Annotated in this window: 12 protein-coding genes; 9 read left to right on the forward strand and 3 right to left on the reverse strand. The window is 73.0% G+C overall.

The features are described 5' to 3' along the window. Positions 1 to 385: 385 nt before the first annotated feature. The 9 genes from G5C65_RS10490 (at position 386) to G5C65_RS10530 (ending at position 14809) form a co-directional block, all read left to right on the forward strand. Positions 386 to 6058 (forward strand): HAMP domain-containing protein, encoded by a 5673-nt coding sequence (locus G5C65_RS10490; RefSeq protein WP_165298484.1) that lies wholly within the window; start codon positions 386 to 388, stop codon positions 6056 to 6058. A 261-nt stretch (positions 6059 to 6319) separates the two neighbouring features. Beyond that, a complete protein-coding gene (locus G5C65_RS10495) occupies positions 6320 to 7015 on the forward strand; it encodes a response regulator (RefSeq protein ID WP_165298474.1) in 696 nt (231 codons plus the stop codon). 81 nt (positions 7016 to 7096) lie between these two features. Further along, positions 7097 to 9865: an FtsK/SpoIIIE family DNA translocase gene (locus G5C65_RS10500; RefSeq protein ID WP_165298475.1), complete on the forward strand. Its 2769-nt coding sequence runs from the start codon at positions 7097 to 7099 to the stop codon at positions 9863 to 9865. Positions 9866 to 10148: 283 nt separating this feature from the next. Further along, a complete protein-coding gene (locus G5C65_RS10505; RefSeq protein ID WP_165298476.1) occupies positions 10149 to 10979 on the forward strand; it encodes a RodZ domain-containing protein in 831 nt (276 codons plus the stop codon). Positions 10980 to 11067: 88 nt separating this feature from the next. Beyond that, the gene (rimO, locus tag G5C65_RS10510; RefSeq protein WP_165298477.1) at positions 11068 to 12627 is read left to right on the forward strand and encodes a 30S ribosomal protein S12 methylthiotransferase RimO; all 1560 of its coding nucleotides are present in this window, start codon (positions 11068 to 11070) and stop codon (positions 12625 to 12627) included. Then, the gene (gene pgsA, locus G5C65_RS10515; RefSeq protein WP_165298478.1) at positions 12624 to 13334 is read left to right on the forward strand and encodes a CDP-diacylglycerol--glycerol-3-phosphate 3-phosphatidyltransferase; all 711 of its coding nucleotides are present in this window, start codon (positions 12624 to 12626) and stop codon (positions 13332 to 13334) included. Before rimO ends, pgsA begins: the two co-directional genes overlap by 4 nt. After that, positions 13331 to 13894: a CinA family protein gene (locus G5C65_RS10520; RefSeq protein ID WP_165298479.1), complete on the forward strand. Its 564-nt coding sequence runs from the start codon at positions 13331 to 13333 to the stop codon at positions 13892 to 13894. The genes pgsA and G5C65_RS10520 overlap by 4 nt, the downstream gene beginning before the upstream one ends. A 126-nt stretch (positions 13895 to 14020) precedes the next feature. Next, positions 14021 to 14401 carry a helix-turn-helix domain-containing protein gene (locus tag G5C65_RS10525; protein WP_165298480.1) on the forward strand — a complete coding sequence of 127 codons (381 nt, stop codon included), beginning with the start codon at positions 14021 to 14023 and terminating at the stop codon, positions 14399 to 14401. Between the two features lie 144 nt (positions 14402 to 14545). Beyond that, the gene (locus G5C65_RS10530; RefSeq protein WP_241265705.1) at positions 14546 to 14809 is read left to right on the forward strand and encodes a hypothetical protein; all 264 of its coding nucleotides are present in this window, start codon (positions 14546 to 14548) and stop codon (positions 14807 to 14809) included. Here G5C65_RS10530 and G5C65_RS10535 read toward each other — a convergent pair. The 3 genes from G5C65_RS10535 to G5C65_RS10545 all read right to left on the reverse strand — a co-directional run bounded on the left by G5C65_RS10535 (position 14757) and on the right by G5C65_RS10545 (position 21463). Continuing rightward, a complete protein-coding gene (locus tag G5C65_RS10535; RefSeq protein WP_165298481.1) occupies positions 14757 to 15533 on the reverse strand; it encodes an SDR family NAD(P)-dependent oxidoreductase in 777 nt (258 codons plus the stop codon). The genes G5C65_RS10530 and G5C65_RS10535 overlap by 53 nt on opposite strands. A 34-nt stretch (positions 15534 to 15567) precedes the next feature. After that, positions 15568 to 16404, reverse strand: coding sequence for an Fpg/Nei family DNA glycosylase (locus G5C65_RS10540; RefSeq protein WP_165298482.1), 837 nt, complete (start codon positions 16402 to 16404; stop codon positions 15568 to 15570). Between the two features lie 253 nt (positions 16405 to 16657). Next, positions 16658 to 21463: an Lhr family ATP-dependent helicase gene (locus tag G5C65_RS10545; protein WP_165298483.1), complete on the reverse strand. Its 4806-nt coding sequence runs from the start codon at positions 21461 to 21463 to the stop codon at positions 16658 to 16660. Between the last annotated feature and the right edge of the window lie 240 nt (positions 21464 to 21703).

A 21703-nucleotide genomic window follows, 5' to 3' on the forward strand; every position in this document is an offset into this window, starting at 1 on the left:
GCCGCGCCCCGGGCGGGGCGGGGCGCCTTCGGGCACACGCTGAGCCCCGGTGGGGGAGACCCCCTGTCCGGCGCCCTGCCTTCGCGTCACCGCAGCGCCCCTCCGTTACCCGTCGTGCTCACGCCGCTGTCCTCTGTTGCCCCCTACCCAGCGCCCCTGCGGGGGCATCCTCGCGCGCGGCGGGGGATGTGCGGACAGCCGGGTGCCAGGTTACTTACGTTCCCCGCAGGCGAGTCTGCCGGATCCGGGTGATTTCCGTCCGGCCTGGCGAAGAGCCGTATGCCATGCTGCCGAACTGTTATCGCCGGGTTCGGGCGGGGTGAAACACTGGGAAGGCTCGGAGTGAAACGGACCCGGGCAGAACGATCGACCCGTGGGAGGGACAGTGGAGTCTGGCGCGGCGGCGCGCAGCACCGGCACGCGTGCGAAAGGCGGACGGTCCCGGAAGAACGGGATGGTGGAGGTCGAGGCGGCTTCCGTCAACAAACTGCTGACCGCTCTGACCGCGATGCGCGACGGCAACTTCCGGAAGCGCCTCACTGTCACGGGCGAGGGCCCGATGGCGGAGATCGCCGCGGTCTTCAACGAGGTGGCGGACCAGAACCTGCATCTGGCCGGTGAGCTCTCCCGGGTGCGCCGGGTGGTCGGGCGTGAGGGGAAGCTCACGGAGCGGCTGCAGACGGGCACCTGCGAGGGCTCCTGGGCCGTCGCCATCGACGCGGCCAACGCGCTGGTGGACGACATGGCGCGGCCCGTCACCGAGGTGGGCAGGGTGCTCTCCGCGGTCGCCGACGGCGATCTGGAGCAGCGCATGGACCTGCGCTCGCGCGGTGCGGAGGGCGGCGGGCATCCGCTGCGCGGCGAGTTCCTGAAGGTCGGGCGCACCGTCAACGGCCTGGTGGACCAGCTGTCCGCGTTCACGGACGAGGTGACGCGGGTCGCGAGCGAGGTCGGAACCGAGGGCAAGCTGGGCGGTCAGGCGCGGGTGCGCGGCATGTCCGGCTCCTGGAAGGACCTGACCGACTCGGTCAACACCATGGCCTCCCGGCTGACGGCCCAGGTCCGGGACATCGCGCTGGTGACCACGGCCGTCGCGAAGGGCGACCTGTCGCGCAAGGTCACCGTGCACGTCGCGGGCGAGATGCTGGAGCTCAAGAACACCGTCAACTCCATGGTGGACCAGCTGTCCTCGTTCCAGTCCGAGGTCACCCGGGTCGCCCGGGAGGTCGGCACCGAGGGACGGCTCGGCGGCCAGGCGTCCGTGCCGGGCGCCGCGGGCGTCTGGAAGGACCTCACCGACTCCGTCAACACCATGGCGGGCAACCTCACCTCGCAGGTCCGCGAGATCGCACAGGTGACGACGGCCGTCGCCAACGGCGACCTGTCGCAGAAGATCACGGTGAACGCGCGCGGCGAGGTCGCCCGGCTCGCCGAGACCATCAACGCCATGACGGACACGCTGCGTACGCTCGCCCGCGAGGTGACGCGCGCCGCCAGCGAGGTCGGCACCGACGGGGTGCTCGGCGGCCAGGCCAAGGTGCCGGGCGCCGCGGGCATCTGGAAGGACCTCACCTACTCGGTGAACGGCGCGTTCCGCAATCTCACGGCGCAGGTGCGGGACATCGCGCAGGTGACGACGGCGGTGGCGAACGGCGATCTGTCGCAGAAGGTCACGGTCGATGTCTCCGGCGAGATGCTGGAGCTGAAGAACACCGTGAACACGATGGTGGACCAGCTGTCCTCGTTCAGCTCGGAGGTCACCCGGGTCGCCCGCGAGGTCGGCGCCGACGGGCTGCTGGGCGGCCAGGCGTCGGTGCCGGGCGCCGACGGGACGTGGAAGGACCTCACCGACTCGGTGAACACCGCGTTCCGCAACCTCACCGGCCAGGTCCGCAACATCGCCGAGGTGACGACGGCGGTGGCGAACGGTGATCTGTCGCAGAAGGTCACGGTCGATGTCTCCGGCGAGATGCTGGAGCTGAAGAACACCGTGAACACCATGGTGGACCAGCTCTCGTCCTTCGCCGAGCAGGTCACCAGGATGGCCAAGGACGTCGGTACGGAGGGGCGGCTGGGCGGCCAGGCCCGGGTGGACGGCGTCTCGGGGACCTGGCGGGACCTGACCAACTCCGTCAACTCCATGGCGGAGAACCTCACCTCGCAGGTCCGCCAGATCGCCCAGGTGACGACGGCCGTGGCGCGCGGCGATCTGTCGCAGAAGATCGAGGTTGACGCGCGCGGGGAGATCCTGGAGCTCAAGAACACCATCAATACGATGGTCGACCAGCTCTCCATCCTCGCCGACCAGGTCACGCGCGTCGCCCGCGAGGTCGGTACGGAGGGCAGGCTGGGCGGCCAGGCGCAGGTGCCCGGCGTCGCGGGCGTGTGGCGGGACCTGACCGACTCGGTGAACGGGATGGCGGGCAACCTCACCTCCCAGGTGCGCAACATCTCGCAGGTCGCCACCGCCGTGGCGCGCGGCGATCTGTCGCAGAAGATCGACGTGGACGCGCGCGGGGAGATCCTGGAGCTGAAGACCACGCTGAACACGATGGTCGACCAGCTGTCGTCGTTCGCGGGGGAGGTCACCAGGGTCGCGCGGGAGGTCGGCACCGAGGGGATCCTCGGCGGCCAGGCCGAGGTGAAGGGCGTCGCGGGCACCTGGAAGGACCTCACCCAGTCCGTGAACTTCATGGCGAACAACCTCACCTCGCAGGTGCGGAACATCGCCGAGGTCACCACGGCCGTCGCGCAGGGCGACCTGTCCAAGAAGATCACCGTTGACGCCAAGGGCGAGATCCTCGCCCTGGTCACCACCGTGAACACCATGGTGGACACCCTGTCGTCGTTCGCCGAACAGGTGACCCGGGTGGCCCGCGAGGTGGGCACCGAGGGCCAGCTCGGCGGGCAGGCCCGGGTGCGGGACGCGTCCGGGATCTGGAAGGACCTCACCGACAACGTCAACATCATGGCCAACAACCTGACCAACCAGGTCAGGAACATCTCCCAGGTCGCCACCGCCGTGGCCAGCGGCGACCTGACGAAGAAGGTGACCGTCGAGACCAGCGGCGAGGTCGCGCAGCTCGCCGACACGGTGAACACCATGGTGACGACGCTCTCCTCGTTCGCCGACCAGGTCACCCGGGTGGCCCGCGAGGTCGGCACGGACGGCGTGCTGGGCGGTCAGGCGCGGGTGCCGGGTGTGGCGGGCACCTGGAAGGACCTCACCGACTCGGTGAACTCCATGGCCTCCAACCTCACCGGGCAGGTCCGCAACATCGCCATGGTCACCACGGCCATCGCCAAGGGCGACCTCACCAAGAAGATCGACATCGCGGCCAACGGCGAGATCCTCCAGCTCAAGACCACCATCAACACCATGGTCGACCAGCTGTCGTCGTTCGCCGAGCAGGTGACGCGGGTGGCCCGCGAGGTGGGCACCGAGGGCATCCTGGGCGGTCAGGCGCGGGTGCCGGGTGTGGCGGGCACCTGGAAGGACCTCACCGACTCGGTGAACGAGATGGCCGGGAACCTGACCCGTCAGGTGCGCGCCATCACCGAGGTGGCCACCGCGGTGACGCGCGGCGACCACAACGTCAGCATCGAGGTGGAGTCGCGCGGCGAGATCCAGGAGCTGCAGGGCCACGTCAACACCATGATCACCAATCTGCGCGAGACCACTCTCGCCAACCAGGAGCAGGACTGGCTGAAGGGGAACCTCGCCCGGATCTCCGGCCTGATGCAGGGCCGCCGGGACCTGCGGGACGTGGCCGGGCTCATCATGAGCGAGCTGACCCCGGTGGTCGCGGCGCAGCACGGCGCGTTCTTCCTGACCGTGCCGACCGGTACGGGCGAGGACGCGACCGGAGCCGGTGCGGGCCCCGCCGAGGACGGCTCGTACGAGCTGCGGATGTTCGGCAGCTACGGCTACCGCACCGACACCATGCCCACCACCTTCCACCCCGGCGAGTCGCTGGTCGGCACCGCGGCGAGGGAGAAGCGCCCGATCCATGTGGACCACACGCCGCCCGGCTATCTGAAGATCTCCTCGGGCCTGGGCGAGGCGCAGCCCGCCAACGTCATCGTGCTGCCCGTCGTCTTCGAGGAGACCGTGCTGGGCGTGATCGAGCTGGCGTCGTTCCAGCCGTTCGCGCAGATCCAGAAGGACTTCCTGAACCAGATCGCCGAGATGATCGCCACCAGCGTCAACACCATCAGCGTCAACACCCGCACGGAGCGGCTGCTGGAGCAGTCACAGGAGCTGGCCGCGCAGCTGCGGGAGCGCTCCGGTGAGCTGGAGAGCCGGCAGAAGGCGCTGCAGGAGTCCAACGCCGCGCTGGAGGAGAAGGCCGAGCAGCTCGCGCAGACCAACAGCGACATCGAGATCAAGAACCGGGAGATCGAGGAGGCCCGGCAGGTGCTCGAAGAGCGCGCCGAGCAGCTCTCCGTCTCGATGCGCTACAAGTCGGAGTTCCTGGCGAACATGTCGCACGAGCTGCGCACGCCGCTCAACTCGCTGCTGATCCTCGCCAAGCTGCTGGCCGACAACGCCGAGCACAACCTCACCCCGAAGCAGGTCGAGTTCGCCGAGACGATCCACGGCGCGGGCTCGGACCTGCTCCAGCTCATCAACGACATCCTCGACCTGGCCAAGGTCGAGGCGGGCAAGATGGATGTCAGCCCGACCCGGATCGCGCTCGTCCAGCTCGTCGACTACGTGGAGGCCACGTTCCGGCCGCTGACCGCCGAGAAGGGCCTCGACTTCTCGGTGCGGGTCTCGCCCGAGCTGCCCGCCACGCTGCACACCGACGAGCAGCGGCTGCTCCAGGTGCTGCGCAACCTGCTGTCGAACGCGGTGAAGTTCACCGACAGCGGCGCCGTCGAGCTGGTGATCCGCTCGGAGCGGGACGAGGTGCCCGGGGTGATCCGCGAGCAGATGCTGGAGCAGGGCTCGCTGCGGGACGCCGAAGCGGATCTGATCGCCTTCTCGGTGACCGACACCGGCATCGGGATCGCGCAGAGCAAGATGCTGGTCATCTTCGAGGCGTTCAAGCAGGCGGACGGGACCACCAGCCGCAAGTACGGCGGCACCGGCCTGGGCCTGTCCATCAGCCGCGAGATCGCGCGCCTGCTGGGCGGTGAGATCTACGCCGCGAGCGAGCCGGGCCGTGGCTCGACGTTCACGCTCTATCTGCCGCTGCACCCGACCGAACTGCCGCCCCAGGGCTACACCCAGATCGACTCGGGCGCCACCCTGGCCATCGCGGCGGCCGACGCGGGCGTCGCGGCGGCGGCGCCCGTGGAGACGGCGCAGGGCGAGCGGGCCGAGCCCGCGAAGGGCGGGGGCGGCGCCGCGGTGGTGCCGGGCCCCGTGGGCGCTGCGGGCACCGGGGCCGACGAGGGCCCGGCGGAGTCCGGGGCGCCACAGGAGTCGGCAGCCGAGGCGGCCCAGGCCCTCGCCGACCGGCGCCGCCGGAGCGAGGAGAGCGGCGGCCGGCCGCCGGCCGGGATGCCGCCCGAGGCCGTGGCGCACAACGGGCATCCGGGGGGCGGGGCTGCCGCGCCCGCCGTGTCCGGCCTCCCGGCGGAGCAGCCGAACGGCCAGGACGCCGGACCGGCCGACGCCGCCGCCCCGCAGACGGCGCAGGACCGGGAGCCGGTGCGGGTCGACCTGGGCGGCCTCGCGGGCCACAAGGTGCTCATCGTCGACGACGACATCCGCAATGTGTTCGCGCTCACCAGCGTGCTCGAACAGCACGGGCTGCAGGTCCTCTACGCGGAGAACGGTCGCGAGGGCATCGAGGTGCTGGAGCAGCACGACGACGCGGCCGTGGTGCTGATGGACATCATGATGCCGGAGATGGACGGCTATGCGACGACGGCGGCGATCCGCAAGATGCCGCAGTTCGCCGGGCTGCCCATCATCGCGCTCACCGCCAAGGCCATGAAGGGGGACCGGGAGAAGAGCATAGAGTCGGGCGCGTCCGACTATGTCTCCAAGCCGGTGGACACCGAACACCTGCTGACTGTCATGAGGCGGTGGATGGATGCGCGGTGACTATGACACCGTGTGGTCTGCGGGGTGCTGTCACGGCCACATGCTGACTCAGTGTGGTCAATGACGTGTGGAAGCGCGGTAAACCGGGAACCTTTTGGTCCCCTGGGGCGTTTCTGCTACGTGCACAGTGACATCGCGGTGACAGGGTGTGGCGGACCGCACGGTGCGGCTACCATGACCGGCACAAGGACGGGCGGCGGCGACAGGGCGCCGCTCCCAGGGGCGGCGTCCGAGGGGCTGCCGGGGCGAGGAGGACGGGCCATGGTGCAGAAGGCCAAGATCCTCCTGGTCGATGACCGGCCGGAGAATCTGCTGGCGCTGGAGGCCATTCTCTCCGCGCTCGATCAGACGCTGGTGCGGGCATCGTCAGGGGAGGAAGCACTCAAGGCGCTGCTGACGGATGACTTCGCGGTCATTCTGCTGGATGTCCAGATGCCGGGGATGGACGGCTTCGAGACAGCGGCGCACATCAAGCGCAGGGAGCGCACGCGCGACATCCCGATCATCTTCCTCACCGCCATCAACCATGGCCCTCACCACACCTTCCGGGGCTATGCGGCCGGTGCGGTGGACTACATCTCCAAGCCGTTCGACCCCTGGGTGCTGCGCGCCAAGGTGTCGGTCTTCGTCGACCTGTATATGAAGAACGTGCAGCTGCGCGAGCAGGCTGCCCTGCTGCGGCTCCAGTTGGAGGGCGGCGGGGAGCAGCGGGCCGAGCCGGCGGGCGAGGAGCCGGCCGAGTCGCCGGGGCTGCTGGTGGAGCTGTCCGCGCGGCTGGCCGCCGTGGAGGAGCAGGCGGAGGCGCTCACCAAGCAGCTGGGCGACGCGGCGGACGGCGCCACCGCGGCCACCGCCACCCACCTGGAGCGCAAACTCTCCGGCCTGCGCAGGGCACTTGACGCGCTGGAGCCCGGCACGGGCGGCGATCCCTCGGCGCACGTCCCCTCCCAGCACTGACGTCCGGACCGGCCACCGGAGGCGCTGCGGATACCCCGGGCATCCGTGCCTCATACGCACGGCGAAGGTAATCTCACCCCCATGGCCTCACGAACGTCGGGAACCGGAAAGGCAGCCAAGAAAGCCCCTGCGAAGAAGGCAGCCGCGAAGAAGTCCCCGGCGAGCACGTCACCGTCGAAGAAGGCGCCCGCGAAGAAGGCGCCGGCCAAGAAGGCCGCGGCCAAGCCCAAGGGCAAGGGTGGCAAGACCGCGTCGAAGGGCGGGTCTTCCGGGGGTGCCCTCCGGGTGCTGGCCGCGTGCTGGCTCGGTGTGGTCCATGCGATCGCCGCGGTGTTCCGCGGCATAGGGCGCAGCGGCAAGGGCCTCGACCCCGCGCACCGCAAGGACGGTGTCGCGCTGCTGCTGCTCGGCCTCGCGCTGGTCGTCGCGGCGGGCACCTGGTCCAACCTCCAGGGGCCGGTGGGCGACCTCATCAAGACTCTCGTCACCGGCACCTTCGGCCGGCTCGACCTGCTGGTCCCGATACTGCTCGGGGTCATCTCCGTGCGGCTGTTCCGGCACCCGGAGCGCCCGGAGGCCAACGGCCGTATCGTCATCGGGCTTTCGGCGCTGGTGCTCGGCGTGCTCGGGCTGGTGCACATCGCCTGCGGCGCCCCGCTCCGGGACGAGGGCGAGGCGGCGATCCAGGACGCGGGCGGCCTCATCGGCTGGGGCGTCTCCCGGCCGCTGATCCATATCGTCGGCGAGATGCTGGCGGTGCCCCTGCTGGTGCTGGTCACGGTCTTCGGGCTGCTCGTCGTCACGGCCACGCCCGTCAACGCCATCCCGCGGCGGCTGCGCGCCGTCGGCGTCCGGCTCGGCGTGATAGAGCCACGCCCCGGCGAGGAACACGGGGCGCAGGACGCATACGACGGCGCGTATGACGGCGACGGGGCGTACGACGAGGACGACGAGCCCCGCCCGCGCCGCACCCGGCACAGCATGCGCAAGGACCACATCGACCCCGCGCTGGCCGAGAAGGAGGCCCTGGACCAGCGCCGTACGGGGGGCCGCAAGGGCAGGCGCGGGGGCGGGAAGGCCGGTGCCGCGGGCCAGGACCCGCTGCCTCAGGGCGCGGGGCAGGGCGACCGGCCGCTGGACGCGGTGGACGTCGCCGCCGCCGCTGCCGCCTCGCTGGACGGCGCTGTGCTGCACGGCGTCCAGCCCTCGCCGCTCGTCGCCGACTTGACCAACTCCGTGGCGGCGGGGCGGGAGCCGGCCCCCGGCGCGCCCCGGGAGGCGGACGCCGACGACCTCGCCGTCCCCGACCTCACCAAGGCGCCGGCCCCGCCCGAGCCAGGGGACCTGCCGCCCCGGGCCGAGCAGCTGCAGCTGCGCGGCGACATCACCTACGCGCTGCCCTCGCTCGACCTGCTGGAGCGCGGCGGCCCAGGGCGCACCCGCAGCGCGGCCAACGACGCGGTCGTCGAGTCGCTGACGAACGTCTTCCGCGAGTTCAAGGTCGACGCCGCCGTCACCGGCTTCACCCGGGGCCCGACCGTCACCCGCTACGAGGTCGAGCTGGGCCCCGGCGTCAAGGTCGAGAAGATCACCGCCCTCGCCAAGAACATCGCCTACGCGGTCGCCAGCCCCGATGTGCGCATCATCAACCCGATCCCCGGCAAGTCGGCCGTCGGCATCGAGATCCCGAACAGCGACCGCGAGATGGTCAACCTCGGCGACGTGCTGCGGGCCGCCGAGGCGGCGGGCGAGGAGCACCCGCTGCTGAGCGGGCTCGGCAAGGACGTCGAGGGCGGCTATGTCTCGGCCAACCTCGCCAAGATGCCGCACGTCCTGGTCGCGGGCGCCACCGGCTCCGGCAAGTCGTCCTGCATCAACTGCCTCATCACCTCCGTGATGGTCCGGGCGACCCCGGAGGATGTGCGGATGGTGCTGGTGGACCCCAAGCGGGTGGAACTGACGGCGTACGAGGGCATCCCGCACCTCATCACGCCGATCATCACCAACCCGAAGAAGGCCGCCGAGGCGCTGCAGTGGGTCGTGCGCGAGATGGACCTGCGCTACGACGACCTGGCGGCGTTCGGCTTCCGGCACATCGACGACTTCAACGAGGCGGTCCGCTCGGGCCGGGTCACGGCCCCCGAGGGCAGCGAGCGGGAGCTGTCCCCGTATCCGTATCTGCTCGTGATCGTGGACGAGCTGGCGGACCTGATGATGGTGGCCCCGCGCGATGTGGAGGACGCCATCGTCCGCATCACGCAGCTCGCGCGCGCCGCCGGGATCCATCTGGTGCTGGCCACCCAGCGGCCCTCGGTCGATGTGGTGACCGGCCTGATCAAGGCCAATGTGCCCTCCCGGCTCGGCTTCTCCACCTCGTCGCTGGCCGACAGCCGCGTCATCCTGGACCAGCCGGGCGCCGAGAAGCTGATCGGCAAGGGCGACGGGCTGTTCCTGCCGATGGGCGCCAACAAGCCGGTGCGGATGCAGGGCGCCTTCGTGACCGAGGAGGAGGTCGCCGCCGTCGTCGGGCACTGCAAGGCCCAGATGGCGCCGGTCTTCCGGGACGACGTCACGGTCGGGCAGGGGCAGAAGAAGGAGATCGACGAGGAGATCGGCGACGATCTGGACCTGCTGTGCCAGGCGGCGGAGCTCGTGGTGTCCACGCAGTTCGGCTCCACCTCGATGCTCCAGCGGAAGCTGCGGGTCGGCTTCGCGAAGGCGGGCCGGCTGATGGACCTGATGGAGTCGCGCGGTGTGGTGGGCCCGAGCGAGGGCTCCAAGGCGCGGGACGTCCTGGTGAAGCCGGACGAACTGGACGGGGTGCTGGCGGTGATCCGCGGCGAGGGATGAGGGCGAGGGACGCGGCGGGGAGGCGAGGGACGGGGGACCGGGAGGAACCCGTCACTCCTCCGGGTGGTGTGCTGGAGCCATTCGCCGGACATCCGGGCAACCCGTACAGCGGTTTTCACGTCAGGGAGGGCAGAGCGGCGGCCGGGCGCGGCCGTATCGGGCGGCACCGGGTGCGCGGCCATCCCGATGGCGGACAAAGTCGGTCCGCCCGCTTGCCCCACCCTTTTGCCCCGCCCCTAGACTGAACCTCCAGCAGGTGGCTACACGCTCGAAAGGCGCCCCCGTGTCCATCGGCAACTCCCCCGAAGAGGACCCTCCGCCGGTCGGTGACGACGAGCACCGCCCCTCGGTGGGCCGAGCCCTCCAGCAGGCCCGCGTCGACGCCCGGTTGACCGTGGACGAGGTCAGTACGTCCACCCGCGTACGCGTTCCCATCGTGCAGGCGATCGAGCAGGACGACTTCTCCCGCTGCGGCGGCGACGTCTACGCCCGCGGCCATATCCGTACCCTCGCGCGCGCCGTGGGCCTCGACGCGGACGCGCTGGTCGCGCAGTACGACGCGGAGCACGGCGGCCGCCCGGAGCCCACCCCGGCCGCGACGCTCTTCGAGGCGGAGCGGATCCGGCCCGATGCGCGCCGGCCGAACTGGACGGCGGCCATGGTCGCCGCGATCGTCGTCGTGGTCGGCTTCGTCGGCTTCACGCTCGTCAGCGGCGGCGACGGCGACTCCGGCAGCCCCGTCGCCGACGACACCCCCTCGCAGTCCCCCTCCGCGAAGGAGTCCGCCAAGCCGAGCCCGCGCAAGACGGCCGACCCCAAGCCCTCCGACGACGCCGTCGCGCGGGCCCCGGCCGACAAGGTCACCGTCCGGATGACCGCCGAGCAGGGGAACAGCTGGATCTCCGCCAAGGACCACAACGGGCGCCTGGTCCACGAGGGCGTGCTGCGCCAGGGCCAGTCCAAGACCATCACCGACGACAAGCGGCTCGACCTCGTGCTCGGCAACGCGGGCGGCGTGAAGCTGTTTGTGAACGGCAAGGAGGTCAAGAACGTCGGCGAGGTCGGCCAGGTCCAGCGGGTGAGCTACACGCGGGGCGATCCGGAGGCTGGCTGAGCGCGGGACCGGGTGATTCGTCCGGGCTGAGCTGCGGCGCGGGCCCCTCGCGGCGGGCGGGCGGCGCGTGACGAAGTAGGCTGAGCGCATGCCCGAACGCCGTACCGTCGCCCTTGTCACCCTTGGCTGCGCCCGTAACGAGGTGGACTCGGAGGAACTCGCAGGCCGCCTGGCGGCGGATGGCTGGGATCTCGTCCAGGACGCCGAGGACGCGGATGTCGCCGTCGTCAACACCTGCGGTTTTGTCGAAGCCGCCAAGAAGGACTCCGTCGACGCCCTGCTGGAGGCCAACGACCTCAAGGCCGCGGCCCGGGACGGGAACGGCCGCACCCAGGCCGTGGTCGCCGTCGGCTGTATGGCCGAGCGGTACGGCAAGGAGCTGGCCGAAGCGCTGCCCGAGGCCGACGGAGTGCTGGGCTTCGACGACTACACCGACATCTCCGGCCGGCTCCAGACCATCCTGAGCGGCGGCGTCCACGCCCCGCACACCCCGCGCGACCGGCGCAAGCTGCTGCCCGTGAGCCCTGTCGAGCGCCAGTCCGCCGACATCGCGCTCCCGGGGCACGGCGACCTCGCCGAGCGGCCGGACTCCGCGGCCCCCGCCGATCTGCCGGCGGGGGTCGCGCCCGCGTCCGGGCCGCGCGCCCCGCTGCGGCGCCGGCTGGGCAGCAGCCCGGTGGCCTCGGTCAAGCTCGCCTCGGGCTGCGACCGGCGCTGCTCGTTCTGCGCCATCCCCTCCTTCCGCGGCTCCTTCGTCTCCCGCCGCCCCTCCGATGTGCTCGGCGAGACCCGCTGGCTGGCTGAGCAGGGCGTCCGCGAGATCATGCTGGTCTCCGAGAACAACACCTCCTACGGCAAGGACCTCGGGGACATCCGGCTGCTGGAGACGCTGCTGCCCGAGCTGGCGGCCGTCGACGGCATCGAGCGGGTGCGGGTGAGCTATCTGCAGCCGGCCGAGCTGCGCCCCGGCCTGGTCGACGTCCTGGCCGGCACCGAGGGCGTCGCCCCGTACTTCGACCTGTCCTTCCAGCACTCCGCGCCGGACGTGCTGCGCGCCATGCGGCGCTTCGGGGACACCGAGCGGTTCCTGGAGCTGCTGGGGGAGATCAGGAACCGGGCGCCGCTGGCCGGCATCCGGTCCAACTTCATCGTCGGCTTCCCCGGCGAGAGCGAGCGGGACGTGGCGGAGCTGGAGCGCTTCCTGAGCGAGGCCCGGCTGGATGCCATCGGCGTGTTCGGCTACTCGGACGAGGAGGGCACCGAGGCGGCCGGCTACGCCGCCAAGGTCGACCAGGACGAGGTCGGTGAGCGGCTGGCGCGGGTCTCCCGGCTCGCCGAGGAGCTGACGGCGCAGCGCGCCGAGGAGCGGACCGGGGAGACCGTCCGGGTGCTGGTGGAGTCCGTGGACGGCGGCGACGGACCGGTCGGACGCGCGGCGCACCAGGCGCCGGAGACCGACGGGCAGGTGCGTCTGACCCGGACGGACGCGCTGACGGAGGTGCGGACGGACGCGGCGGACACCCGGGGACAGCGTCTGGATGTCGGACGTATGGTCGAAGCACGGGTGGTCGCGGCGGAGGGCGTGGACCTGGTCGCGGAACTGCTCGGCGGCGATACAGGCGAGGGACGTGAGGAGGCGGGCAGATGACCGGAGTGCCGGCCTCCGCAGCCGGGCGCGGGCCCGTGGCCGCATCCAAGGCGTCCAAGGCCGCCCAGTCATCCAAGGCCGCCCAGGCGTCCAAGGCGGCCTCGGCGGCCCCGGCTGTGCGGCCGGTCAGCCTGTGGAACATCGCCAACATCCTCACGATGGCGCGCCTGCTGCTGGTGCCGGGTTTCGTGGCCCTGATGCTGGCGGAGGGCGGGCACGACCCGATGTGGCGCTCGTTCGCCTGGGCGGCCTTCACCATCGCCATGATCACCGACCTCTTCGACGGCGAGCTGGCGCGCCGGTACGGACTCGTCACCGACTTCGGCAAGATCGCCGATCCGATCGCCGACAAGGCGATCATGGGAGCCGCGCTGCTGTGCCTCTCGGCGCTGTCCGATCTGTCCTGGTGGGCGACCGGCGTCATCCTCTTCCGGGAGCTGGGGATCACCCTGATGCGGTTCTGGGTGATCAAGCACGGGGTGATCCCGGCCAGCCGCGGCGGCAAGCTCAAGACCCTCACCCAGGGCGTCGCCGTCGGCATGTACGTCCTCGCGCTGACCGGCCCGCTGGCCACCCTGCGCTGGTGGGTGATGGCGGCGGCCGTGGTCCTCACGGTGGCGACGGGGCTGGACTACGTACGGCAGGCGGTCGTGCTCCGGCGGGCCGGGCGCGCGGCCGGGGCGGCCGGGGAGTCCGGTCGGTCATGAGCGGGGGCACGGGACCGGCGGGCGAGGCGCTGACGCTGCTGCGGGAGCGCGGGCAGACGCTGGCCGTCGCCGAGTCCCTCACGGGCGGACTGGTCGCGGCCGAGCTCACCGCCGTACCCGGCGCCTCCCGGGCCTTCCGGGGCTCGGTGACGGCGTACGCCACCGAGCTGAAGCGGGCGCTGCTCGGCGTCGACGGGGCGCTGCTGGCCGAGCGGGGCGCGGTCGACGCGGAGGTGGCGCGCCAGATGGCGCGGGGCGTGCGCGCGGCGCTGGGCGCCGACTGGGGCGTCGCCACCACCGGAGTGGCGGGGCCCCGGCCCCAGGACGGTCAGCCGGTGGGTACGGTTTTCCTGGCGGTCGCGGGACCGGACGGAGCGGGAGCGGTGACCCGGCTGCTGCTTGAGGAGCGGCCTGACGGGCATCCTGACCGTGTGCGTGCTCGAATCCGTACGGACAGTGTTCGAGGAGTGCTGGAGCTGCTCTGCAAGCAACTGATCGAAAGTGCCGGGGACAGGATAGGGAACAGACCGGGGGGAATGGATGTTTGCAGCCCTGAGTGAACACGACATCGCTCCCCGCACGGTCGCTGTCCGAGGCGGTACGGTGGAGCCTGAAGGAGCCATGGCCAACTGGCCGTCCCGATACAGGCTGTGGAAGACGCCGCGCGTTGAGAGGGAGGAGCACCGATGATTCTGCTCCGTCGCCTGCTGGGTGACGTGCTGCGTCGGCAGCGCCAACGCCAGGGCCGGACCCTGCGCGAAGTCTCTTCGTCCGCCCGGGTCTCGCTCGGATACCTCTCCGAGGTCGAGCGCGGCCAGAAGGAAGCCTCGTCCGAACTGCTGTCGTCCATCTGCGACGCCCTTGACGTGCGGATGTCCGAGCTGATGCGCGAAGTCAGCGACGAGTTGGCACTCGCCGAGCTGGCCGAATCCGCGGCGAGCGACACCGTGCCCGCGCCCATGCGGCCGGTGCTGAACCCGCTCTCCGTGACCTCCGTGACGGGGGTCCCCGAGGAGCGGGTCACGATCCAGGCGCCCGCGGAGGCAGTGGACGTCGTCGCCGCCTGAGCGGCGAAGAACGCGTCAGGGTCCCGCCGGAGCTCCGGCGGGACCCTGACGCGTTCTTCGCGCCGTCGCTGTGCGCAGTCGCACACTCACCCGAAGTGCGGGATCATGGTGCCGCAGAGGTCCGCGCGGCGTGGAGGCGGTGGCATGGCGGGGTCGTCAGGGGCGGCGCGGACGCGGGCCGGGCAGTGGCTGCTGGGGGCCGTCTGCGCCGCGCTGTGGCTGGCCGCGCTCTGGCGGGTGGTCCGCGGTGCCGCCGACGGGCTGGACGGCCTGGAGGTGTCGCTGGCCGCGGGCGGCTGGGGCCTCAGCCTGCTGCCCGTACACGCCGCGCACGGCCCGTCGCCCCGGGTGTCCCTCACCAGGGCATCGCCACGCCGCCGTTCGGGCGGAGGATCTGGCCGGTGGTGAAGGCCGAGGCGTCCGAGGCGAGGTACAGCACGGCGTGTGCGACCTCCTCCGGCTCGCCGACCCGCCCCAGCGGTGCCAGCCGGGCCATGGCGTCCTCGGTCCGCCGCTGCGCCGCCGCCTGGGCGCGCTCCGTCATCGGCGTACGGACCCATCCGGGCGCGACCGCGTTGACGCGGATGCCGTGGCTGCCCATCTCGGCCGCGAGCACCTTGGTGAGCTGGACGACCGCGGCCTTGGACGCGCTGTAGCAGAGCAGCCCCGGCGCGTCGGAGTCCACGGCGCCGGACGCCATGGTCACCAGCGACCCCGGCACACCGGCCGCGATCATGCTGCGGGCCGCCTCCCGGCAGGTGTACAGGACGCCTCGGAAGTTGACGGCCAGGACGCGCTCCAGATCGGCGTCGTCCGTCTCCAGGACCGGGCTGCGGTGCAGGACCCCGGCCACGGCCGCAGCGATATGGAGCGGCCCGTCCGCGTCGACGGCGGTCGCGACGGTCCGCGCGACGGCGGCCGGGTCGGCGACGTCCAGGGGGTGCGCGCGGGCGGCGCCGCCCGCCTCGGCGATCAGCGCAGCGGTGCGCTCGGCGCCCGGGGCGTCCAGGTCGGCGCAGTGCACCCGCGCGCCGGCCTCGGCGAGCAGCCGCGCCGTGGCGCGCCCGATACCGCTGGCGGCACCGGTGACGAGAGCGGTCCTGCCGGTCAGGTCGTACGCCGCAAGGCCCATGACAGTGGACCGTACGACGGTATCTGACGGCCCGTCAATTGGTGTGGCGGCGGGTGGGGTACGGCGAACGCGCGGGGGCGGACGGCTGGCAGTGCGGGCAGTACCAGATGGTGCGCCGCCGCTCGGGCGGCCCGTGCTCGCCCGTCCGCACGGCGGTGCCGCAGCGCGGGCAGGGCCGGTGCTCGCGGCCGTAGACGGCGAGCGCGCGGTCCGGGCGGGACGCACCGGTCGTACGGCGTACGGCGCGGTCCTTGTTCGCCTCCAGCAGCCGCTTGGCGACGGTGAGCAGCCGGGACGGAAGCGGCGGGGGGAGGGAGCCCACCGGGGTCCAGGGCGAGGTGCGGGCGAGGAAACACAGCTCGGCGGCGTACACATTGCCGATCCCCGCGAGGTTGCGCTGGTCCAGCAGCGCCTCGGCCAGCGGCCGCTCCGGATCGCTGAGCAGCCGCCGCTCGGCCTCGACCGGATCCCAGTCGGCACCGAGCAGGTCCGGTCCGAGGTGCCCCAGCGCCGAGAGCTCGTCGAGGGTGCGCAGCAGTTCGAGGAGCGGCAGGCGGAAGCCGGTCGCGGTGTGGCTCGCCGTGCTCAGCACGGCGCGGATCTGGTGCGCCGGGCCGCCGCTGCCCCGCGAACCGCCGGGCGAGGTCAGCCGCCAGGAGCCGTCCATGCCCAGATGCGAGTGGAGGGTCAGCCCGCCCTCGAGCCGGGTGAGCAGATGCTTGCCCCGCGCGGCGACCTCCAGCACGCGGCGCCCGGTGAGATCGACGGTGGCCAGCTTGGGGACCCGGAGGTCCGTACGCGTCAGCGGATGGCCGGAGAGGGCGTCGTGCAGCGCCCGAGCCGTGCGCCAGACCGTGTCACCTTCGGGCATGATGCCATGGTAGGGGCACAGCCGCGGGTGGGAGCCGCCGCGTGCCCGGTGGATCGTGCGCACCCGGCATCGGTCTCTGTCCGATATGCGGCTCCGCCGCGTGGCGCTTGCCCCCTGTTCCCCGAGCTCTTCGAGCAGGGGACCCCCCATCGCCCCGCAGACTGCGACGACGCACCGGCAGGGGACAGCCCCGACCAGGCACAGGGACAGCCCCGACCCGGCAGACTCCGCCGGACGCACCCTGGGGCCCCCACTACGCGGCGCGCAGCCGCAGCCCACGCGGCGTCGCATGGAAGCCCGCAGCCTCCAGCGCCGGCACGAGCCGGGAGGAGAGCGCCGGGGCACCATTCACCCGCTCGACGGTGACCGTGCCGAGCGCACCCCGCCGGACCGCGTGCGCGAACGCCTCCACGGCGGCCGCGACCCGGTCGCCACCGGCGCCGGGTATCCCCGCGTCGTGCGCCGCCGTCTCCTGCGCGGCGTCGTCCTCGGCGTCCGTCCAGGCCAGCAGCGCCTTCCCGCCCCGCTCCACGTACAGCGTCAGCGCTCCGTCGACCAGCACGACGAGCGCTCCCGCCTTGCGGCCCGGCTTGTGGGCGGCGCCGGCCGGGGGCGGGGGCCAGGCGAGTGCGGCCCCGTACGCGTTCGCCGGGTCGGCGGCGGCCAGGACCAGGGCGCGGTGCGCCGCCCCGTCCCCGGCGCCGCCTCCGGCGCCGGGCGCCCGCTCGCGTGCCGTGCTCACCGCGCGGAGCCGGTCCACGGCCCCGTCCATCGCGAACTGGGCCGCACCCAGCCCCTCGACGACATAGCCACGGCGGGCCTGACCGCTCTCCTCGAACGCCGTCAGCACCCGATACGCGGCGGAGAACCCGCCCTCCACCCCCTCGGCCGCGACGGCGCCCCGGGTGACGACGCCGTGCCGGTCCAGCAGGGTGCGCGCCAGGGCGTGCGCCCGGTGCGTGGGGTCGCTCTCCCGCGGCGGCAGCAGCGACCATCGGCCCGCCACCGTCGGGGGCGCGGACGCGGGTGCGCGCCCCGGCGCGCGGCGCGCGGCGCCGGAGCCCGCCGCGACGGCGGCGGCCGTGAAGGAGCCGTAGCGGCCGCGGGGCGCCGCCCGCTTGGCACGGTGGGCCGTGGCCCCCGCCGTACGGCCGGAGCCGAGCCGGGCGCGGAGCGGCGCGAGGGTGTCCCCGGTGACCCGGCCCGACCACACCAGATCCCACAGCGCCTCGGCGAGCTGCGGGTCCGTCGCCTCCGGGTGGGTGGCGGCGCGGACCTGCCCGGCGATCTGCCGGAAGAACAGACCGTAGCCGCCCTCCAGCGCGTCCAGCAGCGACTGGTGCAGAGGGGTCAGCTCCAGCGGATGCGGGGGCGGCAGGAGCAGCGGGGCGGTGTCGGCCAGATGGAGGGAGACCCAGCCGTCCTTGCCGGGCAGCGCGCCCGCGCCCGCCCAGACGACCTCGCCGGAGGCGGTCAGCTCGTCCAGCAGGGGAGGCGCGTAGTCGGCCACCCGGCCCGGCAGCACGAGCTTCTCCAGCGCGGAAGCCGGAACGGGCGCCCCCTGCAACTGCTCGACCGTGCGCAGCAGCCCGTCGACGCCGCGCAGGCTGCCCGTCCCCAGATGCTGCCACTGCGGCAGGAACGCGGCCAGCGCCGCCGGGGGCACGGGCTCCAGCTCCTGCCGCAGCGCCGCCAGCGAACGGCGCCGCAGCCGCCGCAGCACCCCCGCATCGCACCACTCCTGGCCCACCCCGGCCGGATGGAACTCCCCCTGCACCAGGCGCCCGCCGGCGGCCAGCCGCTGGAGCGCGCCGTCCGCCACGGCGGCACCCAGGCCGAACCGCGCCGCCGCCTCGGCGGAGACGAACGGGCCGTGCGTGCGCGCGTACCGCGCGAGCAGGTCGCCCAGCGGGTCGGGCACGGGCTCCGTGAACGCCTCGGGGACGCCGACGGGGAGCGCGGCGCCCAGCGCGTCCCGCAGCCGCCCCGCGTCCTCGATCGCCGCCCAGTGCTCGCGCCCGGCGATCCGGACCCGGATCGCCCGCCTGGCAGTCTCCAGCTCCTGCGGCCAGTCCGGCTCCGCGCCGTGCTCGGCCAGCTCGGCGGCGGTGCGCGGGCCGAGGACGCGCAGCAGGTCGGCGACGCCCTCGGCGTCCTTGACGCGCCGCTCCTCGGTGCGCCACTGCAGCTCGCGCTCCAGCTCCCGCAGCACGTCCGCGTCCAGCAGCTCGCGCAGCTCGGCCTGGCCCAGCAGCTCGGACAGCAGCCGGGAGTCGAGCGAGAGCGCGGCGGCGCGGCGCTCGGCCAGCGGCGAGTCGCCCTCGTACAGAAACTGGGCGACATAGCCGAACAGCAGCGAGCGCGCGAAGGGGGACGGCTCCGGGGTGGTGACCTCCACCATCCGCACGCGGCGCGCTTCGATATCGCCCATCAGCTCCGTCAGGCCCGGCACGTCGAACACGTCCTGCAGGCACTCGCGGACGGCCTCCAGGATCACCGGGAACGAGCCGAACTCGCTCGCCACCTGCAGCAGCTGGGAGGCCCGCTGCCGCTGCTGCCACAGCGGGGTGCGCTTGCCGGGGCTGCGGCGCGGCAGCAGCAGCGCGCGCGAGGCGCACTCCCGGAACCGGGCCGCGAACAGTGCCGAGCTGCCCACCTGGTCGGTGACGGTCTGGCTGATCTCGTCCCTGTCGAACAGCACGTCGGCGACGCCGAGCGGGGGCTGATCCGGGTCGCCGGACAGCCCCGGCGGCGTGCCGGGCCCGGGCCCGGGTTCGGCCCCGGGCTCGGTCCCGGGCTCGTCCGTGAAGAGGTCGAGGTCCATCAGATCGGCGTCGGGCAGGCGCAGCACCAGGCCGTCGTCGGCGTGCATCACCTGCGCGTCCATGCCGTGGCGCTCGGTGAGGCGGGCGCCGATGGCGAGCGCCCACGGGGCGTGCACCTGGGCGCCGAACGGGGAGTGCACGACGATCCGCCAGTCGCCCAGCTCGTCCCGGAAGCGCTCGACCACGATCGTGCGGTCGTCGGGCAGATGGCCGGTCGCCTCGCGCTGCTCGCCGAGATAGGCGAGCAGGTTGCGCACCGCCAGCTCGTCCATCCCGGAGGCCGCGAGCCGCCGCTCGGCCCGCTCCCGGGGCAGCGAGCCGACCTCGCGCACGAACGCGCCCAGCGCGCGGCCCAGCTCCAGGGGACGGCCCAGCTGGTCGCCCTTCCAGAACGGCAGCCGGCCCGGCACCCCGGGCGCCGGGGTGACCAGCACCCGGTCGCGAGTGATGTCCTCGATCCGCCAGGAGGTGGTGCCCAGGGTGAACACATCGCCCACCCGCGACTCGTACACCATCTCCTCGTCCAGCTCGCCGACCCGGCCGCCGCCCTTCCTGCCCCCCTCCTCACCGGACGCGGCGGCCCCGGCCAGGAACACCCCGAACAGGCCGCGGTCCGGGATCGTGCCGCCCGAGGTGACGGCGAGCCGCTGCGCCCCCGGGCGGCCGGTGAGGGTGTGCGCCACCCGGTCCCACACCAGGCGCGGGCGCAGTTCGGCGAAGGCGTCGGACGGATAGCGCCCGGCCAGCATGTCCAGCACCGAGACATACGCCGACTCCGGGAGCGCCGCGAACGGTGCGGCGCGGCGCACCAGGGCCAGCAGCTCGTCGACGTCCCAGGTGTCCACCGCCGTCATGGCCACGATCTGCTGGGCGAGGACGTCCAGCGGGTTGGCGGGGATGCGCAGCGCCTCGATGGCGCCCTCCCGCATCCGCTCGGTGACCACGGCGGACTGCACCAGATCCCCCCGGTACTTCGGGAAGACCACACCGGCCGACACGGCGCCCACCTGGTGCCCCGCGCGGCCCACCCGCTGCAGCCCGGAGGCCACCGACGGCGGCGACTCCACCTGGATCACCAGATCGACCGCGCCCATGTCGATCCCCAGCTCCAGGCTGGAGGTGGCCACCACGGCGGGCAGCCGCCCGGCCTTCAGCTCCTCCTCCACCTGGGCCCGCTGCTCCTTGGAGACCGAGCCGTGGTGCGCACGGGCGAGCAGCGACGGCGCACCGCCGACCGCGCCCGCGTTCCCCATCAGCTCGGCCGGCGCGTGGTCCTCGGGCAGCGCCTCGCCCGTCGCGCGCTCGTACGCGATCTCGTTCAGCCTGTTGCACAGCCGCTCCGCCAGCCGGCGGGAGTTGGCGAACACGATGGTGGAGCGGTGGGCCTGGATGAGGTCCGCGATGCGCTCCTCCACCGACGGCCAGATGGACGGCTTCCCGCCGCCGGTGCCCGGGTCCGGCGATCCGTCCTGCGCGGGGGAGCCGCCCAGCTCCCCCATGTCCTCCACGGGCACCACCACGGAGAGCGCGAACTCCTTGCCGGACGGCGGCTGCACCACCGTGGCCTGCCGGCGCGGGGAGAGGAAGCGCGCGACCTCGTCCACCGGACGCACCGTGGCCGACAGGCCGATACGGCGGGCCGGGCGCTCCAGCAGCTCGTCCAGCCGCTCCAGGGAGAGCGCGAGATGGGCGCCGCGCTTGGTGCCCGCCACCGCGTGCACCTCGTCCAGGATCACCGTCTCGACGCCCGAGAACGCGTCCCGCGCCGAGGACGTCAGCATCAGGAAGAGGGACTCGGGTGTGGTGATCAGGATGTCCGGCGGGCGGCGCGCGAGCGAGCGGCGCTCCGTCGCCGGGGTGTCCCCGGAGCGGATGCCGACCCGGATGTCGGGCTCCGGCAGACCCAGGCGCAGGGACTCCTGCCGGATGCCGGTGAGCGGGCTGCGCAGATTCCGCTCGACGTCGACCGCGAGGGCCTTCAGCGGTGAGACATACAGCACCCGGCAGCGCCTGACCGGGTCCGCCGGGGGCGGGGCGGAGGCCAGCCGGTCGAGGGAGGCGAGGAAGGCGGCGAGCGTCTTGCCCGAGCCGGTCGGGGCCACCACCAGCGCGTCCGACTCCTCAGCCAGCGCACGCCAGGCGCCCTCCTGCGCCGCCGTGGGCTCGCTGAAGGCACCTGTGAACCACGCCCGGGTGGCCGGGGAGAAGCCGTCGAGCACCGATGTCCGACCCATGCCCCCATCGTGCAGCACGCCTCTGACAACGGGCCCCGCGGCGGCCTGACCAGCATCGGCGCTGCGCGGCCGGACCGCGGGGCGGTCGGATAATGGGAGGATGACGACGGGGACTGGAGCGCGGAGCGGCCCGGAGCCGGGCCCGGACCGGGGCGCGGGCCCGCGGCCGGATCCGGACCGGGGCGCGGGCCCGCGGCCGGATCCGGACCGGGGCGCGGGCCCGCGGCCGGATCCGGACCG

The sequence above is a fragment of the Streptomyces boncukensis genome (assembly GCF_011045075.1).
In the GTDB taxonomy this organism is placed as follows: Bacteria; Actinomycetota; Actinomycetes; order Streptomycetales; family Streptomycetaceae; genus Streptomyces; species Streptomyces boncukensis.

Bases quoted from the DNA above. Each gene is read 5' to 3' on its own strand.
- G5C65_RS10525 (WP_165298480.1), top strand. From the start codon at position 14,021: ATGATTCTGCTCCGTCGCCTGCTGGGTGACGTGCTGCGTCGGCAGCGC.
- G5C65_RS10500 (WP_165298475.1), top strand. From the start codon at position 7,097: ATGGCCTCACGAACGTCGGGAACCGGAAAGGCAGCCAAGAAAGCCCCT.
- rimO (WP_165298477.1), top strand. From the start codon at position 11,068: ATGCCCGAACGCCGTACCGTCGCCCTTGTCACCCTTGGCTGCGCCCGT.
- G5C65_RS10545 (WP_165298483.1), bottom strand. From the start codon at position 21,463: ATGGGTCGGACATCGGTGCTCGACGGCTTCTCCCCGGCCACCCGGGCG.
- G5C65_RS10530 (WP_241265705.1), top strand. From the start codon at position 14,546: ATGGCGGGGTCGTCAGGGGCGGCGCGGACGCGGGCCGGGCAGTGGCTG.
- pgsA (WP_165298478.1), top strand. From the start codon at position 12,624: ATGACCGGAGTGCCGGCCTCCGCAGCCGGGCGCGGGCCCGTGGCCGCA.
- G5C65_RS10520 (WP_165298479.1), top strand. From the start codon at position 13,331: ATGAGCGGGGGCACGGGACCGGCGGGCGAGGCGCTGACGCTGCTGCGG.
- G5C65_RS10495 (WP_165298474.1), top strand. From the start codon at position 6,320: ATGGTGCAGAAGGCCAAGATCCTCCTGGTCGATGACCGGCCGGAGAAT.
- G5C65_RS10535 (WP_165298481.1), bottom strand. From the start codon at position 15,533: ATGGGCCTTGCGGCGTACGACCTGACCGGCAGGACCGCTCTCGTCACC.
- G5C65_RS10540 (WP_165298482.1), bottom strand. From the start codon at position 16,404: ATGCCCGAAGGTGACACGGTCTGGCGCACGGCTCGGGCGCTGCACGAC.